Raw genomic sequence first — 12,266 nt, 5'->3', positions numbered from 1 at the left:
CGACGGCGTTTCGCTCAGGCCGCTCTTGCCAGGGCGGCGTTGCCGGGCAGCGCCACCAGGGTCTGCCCGGTGTGGTCCAGCAGCCGCAGGCTGCCGTCGGGGTCCTCGGCCAGCACGGTCAGGCTTTCCACCCAGTCGCCGTCGTTGGCATAGATCAGCCCGTCGCGCTCCACCAGCGCGGCGCGGTGGATATGCCCGCAGACGATGCCGTCCAGGCCGCGCCGGCGCACATCATCGAGACCGGCCTGGACGAAGCGCTCGATATAGCGCTCGGCCGCGCCGCTGCGCTTCTTCAGGAATTCGGAGAGGGACCAGTAGCGCTGTCCCAGCCGCCGCCGCGCGGCATTGAGCAGGTGGTTGCCGGTGAGGATGCGGTAATACAGCCAGTCACCGAACTTCTCCTGCAGGCCGCCGAAGTGGGTGACGCCATCGTAGTCATCGCCATGCACGACCAGCAGCCGGCGCCCGTCGGCGGTCACGTGGATCGCCCGCCGGCGCACCTGCATGGCCGGCAGCATCAGCCCGCAGACCTTGCGCAGCGAGGCATCGTGGTTGCCGGGGATATAGATGATCTCGGTGCCGGCACGCTGCAGCGCGTGCAACGCCTGGATCACCTCGCTGTGGGCCGGCCGCCAGCTGGCCCGGCGGTGCGCCATCCACCACAGGTCGATGATGTCGCCCACCAGGTACAGGCGCTCGCAGCGCAGCTCGACCAGGAACCGGGCCAGTTCGGCGGCGTGGCAGTGGCGCGAGCCCAGGTGGACATCGGAGAGGAAGACGGCCCGTCGATGGGGCGCCAGGGCCGTCAGCGCCCGCCTGGTGGCCTCCCGCGCGTTGCGCTGCTCGAGTTCCTGCATGGCGTGCCCTCATGCCCGGCGGCCGGATGCGCCGAAGCCTGCGCCTGCCGCGCGACAAGCCGATGGCGGTTCGGCGACAGCCAGATGACGATCGCCCGCGTCCTGCGCCACGGTCCCGGGCACGGTACGCCGGGGAACAGGCGCCCGGCTGCGGACCGCCGGCCATTTGTCACGCTGGTGGAACACTGGGCGGCGACGCTGGCGCTCAATCCCGTCCCACCGGGCCCTGCGACGGGCACGCGGGCTTAACCACGGGCAACCCGCGCTGGCGCACAATGCAAGCACGCGGCTTGCCGTGTATCATTCGCGACCATCTTTCCATCCGAATCAAAGGATATTACGCCTGATGTCCAGCTACCTGTTCACCTCCGAATCGGTCTCCGAAGGCCATCCGGACAAGATTGCCGACCAGATCTCCGATGCGGTGCTGGACGCGATCCTGGCCCAGGATCAGCGCGCCCGCGTGGCTTGCGAGACCATGGTCAAGACCGGTGTGGCCATCGTGGCCGGCGAGATCACCACCAGTGCCTGGATCGACCTGGAAGCGGTGACCCGCAAGGTGATCCTGGACATCGGCTACGACAGTTCCGACGTCGGCTTCGACGGCGCCACCTGCGGCGTGCTGAACCTGATCGGCAAGCAGTCCCCGCACATCGCCCAGGGCGTTGATCGCAAGAAGCCCGAAGAAATGGGCGCTGGCGACCAGGGCCTGATGTTCGGCTATGCCACCAACGAGACCGACAGCTACATGCCGGCCGCGATCCACCTGTCGCACCGCCTGGTCGAGCAGCAGGCCAAGATCCGCAAGAAGAAGAACTCGCCGCTGTCCTGGCTGCGCCCCGATGCCAAGAGCCAGGTCACCCTGCGCTATGAAAACGGTGCCGTCTCGGCCATCGACGCGGTGGTGCTGTCGACCCAGCACGCCCCGGGCGTGAAGCAGAAGGACCTGATCGAGGCCGTCCGCGAAGAGATCATCAAGCCGGTGCTGCCGGCCAAGTGGCTGCACAAGGGCACCAAGTTCCACATCAACCCGACCGGCAAGTTCGAGATCGGCGGCCCGGTGGGCGACTGCGGCCTGACCGGCCGCAAGATCATCGTCGACACCTACGGCGGCTGGGCCCGTCACGGTGGTGGTGCGTTCTCGGGCAAGGATCCGTCCAAGGTCGACCGTTCGGCTGCCTATGCTGCCCGCTACGTGGCCAAGAACGTGGTTGCCGCCGGCCTGGCCGACCGTTGCGAAGTGCAGGTCTCCTACGCCATCGGCGTGGCCGAGCCGACCTCGATTTCGGTCACCACCTTCGGCACCGGCAAGATCAGCGATGACAAGATCGAAAAGCTGATCCGCAAGCATTTCGACCTGCGCCCGTACGGCATCATCAAGATGCTGGACCTGATCCACCCGATGTACCAGCAGACCGCCGCCTACGGCCACTTCGGCCGCAAGCCGAAGGACTTCAGCTACCTCAACGGTGCTGGCGAGACGGTCAACGCCACGGCCTTCTCCTGGGAGAAGACCGACCGCGCCGCCGCCCTGCGCGCGGATGCGAAGCTGAAGTAAGACGCAGCGCCGGGTTCTGCCCGGCATGCATTGAGAAACGGGCCGCACATGCGGCCCGTTTTTTTTCGGCCGCATTGCCTACGCTGTTTCGGCAGGTCAAGATGCAGCTTCGGACAAGGAAGGTCACATGCTCTCGACACTGTTGGACAGGCTGTTCAAGGACAAACCCGGCAACGATGCATTTGCCGAGCGTTTCATTGCCAGCGCACGCCGCAATGGCGTCAGCGCGCCCATGGACTACGAGGCGGACCTGTTCCGCATCCGGGTGGGAGATGGCTCGTACTTCAACCTGCACAACGCCCACCGCGCCTACCTGGATGCCGAACGCGGCAGGCAGCGGGAGGCACTGGAGATTTTCGTGCGTGGCCTGCACCATCGGGACGACCGTGACGCGGAGTGGGACGAGCTGCGTCCGATGCTTCGGCCGATCATCCGCAGCATCTCCCAGCTGGAGCAGCTGCGCCTGCAGTCCATCGAGAAGGTGGGCTGGGACCACCCGAGCACCCTCCAGTTCCGCAGGATCACCGAGGAGTGCGTGGAACTGCTTGCGATAGATCACCCCGAGCATACGCTGACCAAGCAGGATGGTCCGGACCCGGCGTGGGGGGGTATCCCTGTATGAAGCGCTGGATATGGCACGCGGCAACCTGCGCGGCATTGAACAGTTGCCCTTCCAGCCACTGGGGCCTGGCCTGTTCCAGGCAGTGTGGCAGGACAGCTACGACAGCAGTCGCGCGCTGCTGCCGGAACTAGTGAACCGGGTTCCGGTCACCGGACGACCGGTGTTCATGCTGCCCACGCGCGATCTGTTCATGGTCGCCGGGGAACGGGACCTGGACGCCCAGGCCCGGATGTTCGACATCGCCGAGGATGCCGTCGCGGCAGGGCGCGCGATCTCCTGGGAACTGCTGCGCCACGACGATGAAGGCCGCATCCAGGCGGTCGAGCCGGCGTCGGACGCACTGCGTTCCAGACAGGCCCGCCTGCGCTACGCATTCCGGCAGGATGCCTACCAGATGCAGCAGAAGTTGCTGCAACGCGTGTATGAAGCGCAGGGCGACGATGTGTTTGTCGCCACCTACCTGGTGAAGGAAAAGGATGGCGAACGCATGTCGATCTGCAGCTGGGCGGACGTGACTGCCGCATCGCTTCCACAGACCGATCTGATCGGGTTCGCGGTTCCCGATGCCGAAGCCCCCCGCGTCATGTTTGTCGGCTGGGAAACGGCCATGCCGGTGATTGGCCACTTGCTGCAGCCCGATCCCCGTCACCTGCATCCGCCGCGCTATCTCACCCTTGGTTTCCCTTCGCCAGACCTGCTGGCGCGCCTGCTCCCCCAGTAGTTGCCGCTTTTCCAGTCGTGGGGGCTACACTTCGGCCATGCCTACCGAGATCAAATCCCACCAGCTGACCATGACCGTGCTGATGTCGCCGGAGATGGCTAATTTTTCCGGCAAGGTCCACGGCGGTGCGGTCCTGCGCCTGCTCGACCAGGTCGCCTATGCCTGCGCCAGCCGCTATGCCGGCCGCTACGTGGTCACCCTGTCGGTGGACCAGGTAGTGTTCCGCCAGCCGATCGCGGTGGGCGAGCTGGTCACCTTCCTGGCCTCGGTCAACTACACCGGCACCTCCTCGATGGAAATCGGGGTCAAGGTGGTGGCCGAGGACATCCTCAAGCGCAGCGTGCGCCACGCCAACAGCTGTTTCTTCACCATGGTGGCAGTGGACGAAGACGGCAAGCCGACCCCGGTGCCGCCGCTGCAGCTGGAGACCAGCGACGAGCGCCGTCGCCATGCCGCCGCGCTGATCCGGCGCCAGTTGCGCGAGGAGATGGAGCAGCGCCAGCGGGAGCTGCTGGCCTCCAGCCCACCCTCGCCGGGCGACCTGGTCGAGCAGGTCTGACCGGCAACAGCGGGCAGCGCCTCAAGGATTGTCGGCGCTGACCAGGGCCAGGTCGGACAGGAACACCTCGCCCGCGCCGGTGGCAGGGGTCAGTTCAACCGCCACGATCTCGGCCAGATTCACCCCGGCGAATGCCTTCAGCGGAAGCTGCACGCTGCGCAGCAGCCAGTTGACCTGCGCCGGGCTGCCGCCCGGCAGCGGCCCCAGGGCATCGGCGCCCTTGGGAATACGCACTTTCGCCCGCCGCCCCTGCCGGTCCACCAATGCAACCGTCAGTGCCGGCGCTGCCAGGCCGTGCCGGCGCTCGCTGGGCATCGCACGCAAGCCCAGTACGCTGTAACCGGACACGTCGGTGACGCCTGCCGGCAGCAGGATCCGGGTCTGGCCACGGCCACCGCTCCAGCTCAGCCGCAGCATCTGCCCGGTGCCCAACCCGGTCCAGTGCGGTACGGTCCCTTCCCAGCGTTCGTCGGCACAGTAGGCCTGCGTTGGCCCGGGCCGGTATCCCTGGCCATCGCAGTACAGCGCATTCCAGCCCAGATGGCTGATGCCGGCGGTGTCCTGTTGGAAGCTGGCCAGGTCCAGCTGGCGCGGCGGCGGTGCCGCTGCCACGCTCTGCACCACCGCCTTGCCCGGCACGCGGGTGGCCGACCCGTCGAACAGCGTGGCAAGCGCCTGCTCATCCCCCAGATGCAGGCGGAAGAACGCGGCGATGTAGGCCGCACCGGCACGATACTGCGCCGCTGCCGGCAGCCGGTACGGCGAGGCTTGCCGGCACAAGCCCATACGGTCGAAGTACAGCGCATCGTCGGACGCACCCGGGCCGGTCCCGGGGGTCCACACCGAATTGTAGAAATTATGATTGGCGCCGTGGGCGATCAGGGTGGTCTGTGGGACATTGCCGATACGCGCATGCCGCGAAGCATCCACGTAACGCTGGCCATGCAGATCGGACACGTCGCCGTCGCAGTACGGCAGCATCACCGCCAGTGCCGCCTGCGGGACACGCGCATCATCGGCAAAACTGGTGGGCGCCAGCGCGAACACGGCCTTGAGCCGGTGCGGGCCGACCCCGGCGGCCGCATCGACTGCGGCGGCCACCGCGCCCTCGCCACCGCGCGAATGTCCCATGATGCCGATGCGCTCCATGTCCAACCGCCCGCGCAGGCGCTCGCCCAGTTCATCGGTCGCCGCTGCATTGGCACGCTGCAGGTAGTCCAGATGGTGGCGCAGCAGGGCCGCGCGCGCCGAGCGGCCGTAGTCTTCGGCATCGTTGTCGAACGCGTTGATGCCATTGGCCGATACCGACACCACCACATACCCTTGGCTGGCCAGCGCATGCGCCGGGCCGTCGTAGCCCAGATGGCTGTTCACCACCTCGCTGTCGGCCGGGCACGGCCACGCCAGGCCGGGGCCCTCGCTGGAATGGCAGGTCTGGTGGCGGCCATGCAGGAACAGTACCAGCGGCATCGGCCCGCCCAGGTCCTGCGGCAGGTACACGCGTGCGCGTACTTCCCCCCGGGCGATCCGGTTGCCGCGCAACGGGAAGGCAAAGGCCTGCTCACCCAGCGCGTAATCGAGCACATCGACCTGCAGCGGGCCGTTGTCTGCCGGATCGGCGTCGGTCACCTGCTGCAAGGGAGGCGTCCACCCGCCCTGTCCGCCGGGGGCCTGGCGTGCCTGCCCGGTGTAGTCGGCGAGGCGTATCCGGCTGTCCGGCCCCACCCGGATGGAGGCCGGCAGCGGGACGCTGAGGCTGCGCAGGTCCGCGCTTTCGCGCGCCGGCCCGAGCCGCTTGCCGTCAACCTCGATCCAGCTCAGCCGTGCCATCACCGGGTAGGCCCGGTCCAGCATCACCCGCAGCTGGCGCTGCGCCGGTGCATCCGATGCCACCGCCACACCGCGTGCTGATGGTGCTTCGACCTGCCAGCCGATGATGTTCACCGGCGCCGGCTGGGCAAGCGCGCTGCCTGCCAACAGGCCAACGACGAGCAGCACGGTGGCAGGCAGACGGTTGCGCCAGACACGCCAACGCAGCGAGCCTGCAGCGATCAACGCAGAGGACAGCGGCACACGATTGCAGGAGTTGAGGCAACGCGGAAGAACAGCCATGGGCAGGGCTCCGATGCAGGGTCCGCTACTGCGGACAGCGCGAATTGAACATGCCGCATCACCGCGCGCTCCCCGCTGCCACGCATGGCCGGAAACGGGAGATGCAGCTTGATGCCGGTAGGTTCACGCTAGTGCATCGACGCACTGCATTTTTTGCAGCGGCGCACAGTTGTTGGAAGTCGATAGCGCGTTGTGATGTAGGAAAAACCATCACGGCGATGTAATCCAGCCACTCCCGGGCGGGTGACGAAGGCGAGGTGCCGGCGGTCACGACCAACGGTCGTGACCTACCGCAGAACGCCGCCTAGCCGGTGTTCTGCACGCCCTGCGCGACGCCATTGACGCAGGCCACCAGCGCACGCAGTACCTCGTCGTCTTCGCCTCCGCTTTCGCGCCAACGCCGCAACAGATCCACCTGCAGCACGCTGATCGGGTCCACATAGGGGTTGCGCAGGCGGATCGACAAGGCCAGCCGCTGGTCGTGCTGAAGCAGTTCGTGCTGTCCGGTCAGGGCCAGGATCTGCCCGGCGGTCAGTTCCAGCTCGCGCTGGATCTGCGGGAAGAACCGGGTGTGCAACGCGCCGGACAGTTGCGAGAACTGTTCGGCGATGGTGATGTCGCCCTTGGACAGCACCATCGCGATATCGTCCAGGAAGGTGCTGAAGAACGGCCAGTCACGCGCCATTTCCTGCAGCGTGGCGGTATGCCCGGCATCGATCGCGGCCTGCAGGCCACTGCCCACGCCATACCAGCCGGGAATCACCGCACGCGCCTGGCTCCAGGCGAACACCCAGGGAATCGCGCGCAGGTTGGTCAGTGCGGCATCCTCGCCCAGCCGCCGCGACGGCCGCGAACCCAGCGTCATGCGTTCGATCACGTCGATCGAGGTGGCGTGGCGGAAGTACTGCATGAAATCCTGCTGCCCGACAAAGGCGCGATAGGCATCGGCGCTCTTCTGCGCCACCAGGTCCATGACCGGCCGCCATTGTTCCTCGCGCGGCTCCGGCGCGCGCGGGCGCAGGCTGGAGCGCAGCACCGCGCCGGTGGACTGCTCCAGCGAGCGCAGCGCCAGCGCGCGGATGCCGTACTTGCGGTGGATCACCTCGCCCTGCTCGGTAACGCGCAGGCGGCCATCGATGCTGCCGCGTGGCGAGGCATCCACCGCGTGGGTGGTCTTGCCACCCCCACGACTGATCGAGCCACCGCGGCCATGGAAGAAAGTCAGGCCGATCGCGTTCTCCTCGGCCACCTCGAGCAGTTCCACCTGGGCCCGCTGCAGACCCCACCGCGAGGCGGCGATACCGCCGTCCTTGCCGCTGTCCGAATAGCCCAGCATCACCATCTGCACATCGCCGCGGGCGCGCAGATGCGCGCGGTATACCGGGTCGGCGAGCAGATCGCGCAGGGTGTCGGTGCCGCGCTTGAGATCGTCGACGGTTTCAAACAGCGGCGCGATATCCAGCGGCACCGCGCCGGCCGCATCGACCAGGCCGCCACGGCGGGCCAGCGCCAGCACCGCCAGCACATCGCTGCGGTCGTGCGCCATGGAGATGATGTAACTGCCCAGCGCGTCGGCACCATGGCGGCGCCACGCATCGGCCAAGGCGGCGAACACTGCATCCAGGCGCGTGCCACCGTCCTCGGTGCTGGCCGGCAATGCCTGCCCGCCACTGGCGAAAGGTGCCAGGCGCGCGGCACGGGTGACCGCATCGGCGGCGTCCCAGGCGTCCTGGCCATCCAGCACGCTGGCCAGCGCGCGGCCGTGCACGCTCGATTCCTGGCGCACGTCCAACCGCGCCAGATGGAAACCGAAGGTACGCACCCGCCACAGCAGACGGCGCACCGCAAATCCGCCGGCATGTTCGCCCTTGTTGGCGTGCAGGCTGTCCAGGATCAGTTCAAGGTCGTGTTCGAGTTCCTGTGGCGAGGCATAGGCGCCGTCGGCATCGTCGAGCGTGGCCTGCACGCGCGCGCGCATGCGGTCGTTGAGCAGCCGGTAGGGCATGTCGGCGTGGCGCGGGCGCGAGGTCACCTGCGGCAGCAACTGCCGGTACTGCGCCACGCGCGCCTGCAGCGCGTCGCTGACCGCGATCCGTTCGGTGGACTGGCTGAGCAGGCTGGCCAGCTGCAGCAGGTCTTTCTGGTAGCGGCCCAGCACCGCCTGGCGCTGCGCATCCAGGGTGTGGCGGATGGTGCCGGCATCCACGTTCGGATTGCCGTCCATGTCCCCGCCCACCCAGGTGCCGAAGCGAAGCAAGCGCGGCAACGGCAGGCTTTGGCCATAGGTATCGAGCAGGGCCTGCTGCAGCGACTCGTACAGCACCGGAATCACCCGGTACAGCACCTGCACCAGGTAGAAGCCGACGTGCTCGCGCTCATCATCCACGCTCGGCCGCACCGGCGAGGAATCGGTGGTCTGCCACGATGCGGTCAACGCCATGCGGAAGCGCGCGGCATCGGCCGCCGCTTCACCGGGGGTGCGCTGGCCGTCGAGGTTGTCGACCAGGCTGGCCACCATCAACTGCTCTTTTTCCAGCAGCGCCCGGCGCACCGCTTCGGTGGGATGGGCAGTGAACACCGGCTCGATATCGATGCGCGGCAGCCACTGGCCCAGCTCGTCCAGGGTCACGCCCTGCGCCTTGAGCTTGACCAGCGCATCCTGCAACCCATCCGGCTGCGGCGCGGCGGTGCCGGCGCGCTGGTAGTCGCGGCGGCGGCGGATGCGGTGCACGCGTTCGGCGATGTTGACCACCTGGAAATAGGTGCTGAACGCACGCACCATCGCTTCGGCACGCTCGGGCGCCAGGCCGGTCAGTGCATCGTTGAGATCGGACAACGGGGCGTCACTTTCGCGGCGGGCGATGGCGCGCGTGCGCACCTGTTCCACGTCTTCGAGGAACTGCGTGGAGACCTGCTCGGCAAGCAGGTCGCCGACCAGCGCGCCGAGTCGGCGCACATCGTCACGCAGGGGAATATCGGGAGTGGCAAAGACGATGCTGCTGCGGTACTCGTTCATCTGCGACGCACTGGCCTCGGGAACCGGATCCACCCAAGCCTAACCCACAACGGGGTCAATGCTGCGTCGCGCAAATAGTTACATCTGGTAGTGCCGGACGTTGGCCGCCACGCGCCGGTCATTTTCCCGTACCGGCCAACGGCCGGTACCTACCGGTTATTTTCAGGTACCGGCCAATGGGCCGGTACCTGCCGCCTCAGCGCTTCGCCTTGACCGCCTTCCCCGGGCCCACGGTCTGCTCCAGCCAACGCTCGCTTTCGGCCAGCATGGTCATGATCGATTCGCGCGCGCGGTAGGCATGCGATTCGTTGGGCAGCATCACCAGCCGCGCGGTACCGCCCAGGCCCTTGACCGCGGCGAACATGCGCTCGCTCTGGATCGGGAAGGTGCCGGAGTTGTTGTCGTCCACGCCGTGGATGAACAGGATCGGATCCTTGATCCTGTCGGCGTAATTGAACGGCGACATCTTCTGGTACACGTCCTGCGCCTGCCAGTAGTTGCGCTCCTCGGCCTGGAAACCGAACGGGGTCAGGGTGCGGTTGTAGGCACCGCTGCGGGCGATGCCGGCCTTGAACAGGCGGGTGTGCGCCAGCAGGTTGGCGGTCATGAAGGCGCCATAGGAATGCCCGCCGATGGCGATGTGGTCGCGGTCGGTGACACCGCGGCGCACCACCTCGTCCACCGCCGCTTCGGCATTGGCGATCAGCTGCGGCAGATAGGTGTCGTTGGGTTCCTTGTCGCCCTCGCCAATGATCGGCATCGACGGGCTGACCAGCACCGCATAGCCCTTGGCCAGGAATGCCTGCGGCCCCCAGGCGCTGATCGCATTGAAGCGGTATGGCGAATCGGTGACCTGGCTGGCCGCGGCGGCGGTCTTGAACTCGCCCGGGTAGGCCCACATCAGCAGCGGCAGCGGGCCGTCCTTCTTCGCGCTGTAGCCCGGCGGCAGCATCAGCGTGGCGGTCAGGTCGATGCCATCGTTGCGCTTGTAGCGGATCAGTTCCTTGCTCACCCCACGCAGCTGCGGCAGCGGGTGCTGGAAGTGGGTCAGCGCCCTCGGTGCCTGGCTGGCATCGGCCAGCGACTGCACATAGACGTTGGCCGGTTCGTCCGGCGATTCGCGGGTCAGCAGCAGCGAGGTGCCTTCGGCATCGAGCAGGGCCTGCGGTACGGCATAGACCGGCGCGGTGGAATGGAACAGGCGGGTGGTCTGCCTGCTGTCCAGGTCCAGGCGGTCCACGAACGGGCGGTCGCCTTCCGGTGAGGCGCCCTGGCCGTACAGGAAGATGCTGCGGCCGTCGGCGGTGATCTGCAGGCGCGTGCGGCCGTTGACATCGCGCACCAGGCCCGGCCGGCCCGGATCGTTGTAGCGGTCCTGCGAAGAACGCTCGGACAGCAGCTCCGGCGCCTTGTCCTGCTGGTCCGGGGCGATCCGCCACTGCTTGACCACCCGGCTCTTCCACCACGATTCGTTGAGCAGGGCCAGGTCGCCACGGCCCCACTGGATGCCCGCATAGCGGCTGCCCAGCTGGGCCAGGGTGACCGGCGGGGTATCGAACGGCGCGGCCTGCATCAGCACCGCATCGCGCACCTTGGCCTGGCGGGCGGGATCGCCACCGTCCTGCGCTTCGGCCCAGACCAGCGTTGCCGGTGCATCGGCGCGCCATTCGATCCGGCGCACGCCGGTGGCCACCGCATCGTTGCCGGTCGGCAGGCCTTCCTGCAGCGGCAGCTCGGCCACGGTGTGCTCGAGCTTGCCGTCGGTGGCCGACAGCACTTCGATGCGGCGCGCAAACGCGCTGGCCGGAACCAGGTAGGAATACGGGCGCTGCACCCGCTCGCTGAGCAGATGGCGGCCATCGGGCGACACACTGAGGTCCCAATAAATACCGCCGGTGGACAGTGGCGTGGTCACGCCATTGAGCGCGACCGTGGCCGGCTGCGCGCTGGCGTAATGATCGAACAGGCGCGCATCGGCCTCGTTGCCGAGCAGGTCCTGGTAGGTGCGGATCGCGCGCACCCCGGCATCGGCCTGGGTCTGCTGGATCGCCGGCCCGGTCGGGACGCCACCGGCAGCCGGGACCGGGCCCTGGCCCTTGAGCTGCTGCATCACCAGCAGGCCGCGGCTGTCGGGCAACCAGCTGTAGCCATCGCCCAGCACCGTGTTGAGATCGGCCAGCAGGCAGCGCGCCGACCCGGCGGCCACATCGACGACCCACAGCTCGTTGCTGCCACTGGCGGCATGCACCTGGTTGAAGGCCAGGTACTGCTGGTCCGGCGACCAGGCCAGGGTAGCGATCGACAAGGGCTGCGGCAGCCCGCTGATCTGGCGCGCCTTGCCATCGTCGATGCGCATCAGCCACAGCGTGTCGGCGAAGCTGAAGCGACTGGCCGAATGGGTGGCCGGGTTGATGCGCAGGCCGGCCAGCTTCAGTTCCGGCTGGGCCACCTCGGCGATCGACGGCAACGACGGGGCCTGGGTCAGCGCGGCGATGTCGCGGCGCGGCGACAGGCTCAGGCTTGGCGCGCGGGGGGCATCCACCACCGCCTGCAATGCCGCCGACGGCAGCTGGTAGCCCTGCCCGCCCTTGGCCGCGACCACCTGCGGGGCCTGGGGCGTGCCGGCAGCGGCGGGCAGTGCCAGCGGGGCGACCGCGAGCAGGGCCATGCCCGCGATCAGCCGGCAGCCCCAGCGCGGGGCGCGACGATGGTCGTTGCGTGTCATCTTGCATTCCAAATGGCGTACCAGTGGCCGACCTTAACAGCCGGCCGCCGGATCCCCCCCTGCCGATGGTTGGGGCAGACGCCGATTCATGCCAAT

The 12,266-nt window shown here is 67.8% G+C and carries 8 protein-coding genes; 4 read left to right on the top strand and 4 right to left on the bottom strand.

Going from position 1 to position 12,266, the window contains the following annotated elements:
- Positions 1–14: 14 nt before the first annotated feature.
- On the bottom strand, positions 15–857 hold the full coding sequence (locus AC3ITM_RS03465; RefSeq protein ID WP_489268476.1) for a UDP-2,3-diacylglucosamine diphosphatase: 843 nt from the start codon (positions 855–857) through the stop codon (positions 15–17).
- Between the two features lie 346 nt (positions 858–1,203).
- Here AC3ITM_RS03465 and metK point away from each other — a divergent pair, with 346 nt between their 5' ends.
- From metK to AC3ITM_RS03445, 4 genes are all read left to right on the top strand, one after another.
- Positions 1,204–2,415: a methionine adenosyltransferase gene (gene metK, locus AC3ITM_RS03460; protein ID WP_489268474.1), complete on the top strand. Its 1,212-nt coding sequence runs from the start codon at positions 1,204–1,206 to the stop codon at positions 2,413–2,415.
- Positions 2,416–2,542: 127 nt separating this feature from the next.
- On the top strand, positions 2,543–3,037 hold the full coding sequence (locus AC3ITM_RS03455; protein WP_489268472.1) for a hypothetical protein: 495 nt from the start codon (positions 2,543–2,545) through the stop codon (positions 3,035–3,037).
- A gap of 10 nt (positions 3,038–3,047) precedes the next feature.
- Entirely contained in the window at positions 3,048–3,758 is a 711-nt protein-coding gene (locus AC3ITM_RS03450; protein WP_489268470.1) for a hypothetical protein, read from the top strand.
- A 37-nt stretch (positions 3,759–3,795) separates the two neighbouring features.
- Entirely contained in the window at positions 3,796–4,317 is a 522-nt protein-coding gene (locus AC3ITM_RS03445; RefSeq protein WP_489268468.1) for an acyl-CoA thioesterase, read from the top strand.
- Between the two features lie 21 nt (positions 4,318–4,338).
- Here the strand turns inward: AC3ITM_RS03445 and AC3ITM_RS03440 are convergent, their stop codons facing one another.
- From AC3ITM_RS03440 to AC3ITM_RS03430, 3 genes are all read right to left on the bottom strand, one after another.
- Positions 4,339–6,429 carry a poly(ethylene terephthalate) hydrolase family protein gene (locus tag AC3ITM_RS03440; protein WP_489268466.1) on the bottom strand — a complete coding sequence of 697 codons (2,091 nt, stop codon included), beginning with the start codon at positions 6,427–6,429 and terminating at the stop codon, positions 4,339–4,341.
- A gap of 304 nt (positions 6,430–6,733) precedes the next feature.
- Positions 6,734–9,445, bottom strand: a complete 2,712-nt coding sequence (gene ppc / locus AC3ITM_RS03435) for a phosphoenolpyruvate carboxylase (protein ID WP_489270017.1) — start codon at positions 9,443–9,445, stop codon at positions 6,734–6,736.
- Positions 9,446–9,641: 196 nt separating this feature from the next.
- Positions 9,642–12,170, bottom strand: coding sequence for a S9 family peptidase (locus AC3ITM_RS03430; protein ID WP_489268465.1), 2,529 nt, complete (start codon positions 12,168–12,170; stop codon positions 9,642–9,644).
- Between the last annotated feature and the right edge of the window lie 96 nt (positions 12,171–12,266).

The sequence above is a fragment of the Stenotrophomonas sp. KH_029 genome (assembly GCF_057839765.1).
The sequence above is the reverse complement of the archived record's forward strand: the minus strand, read 5'-3'. Positions and strand labels throughout refer to the sequence as shown.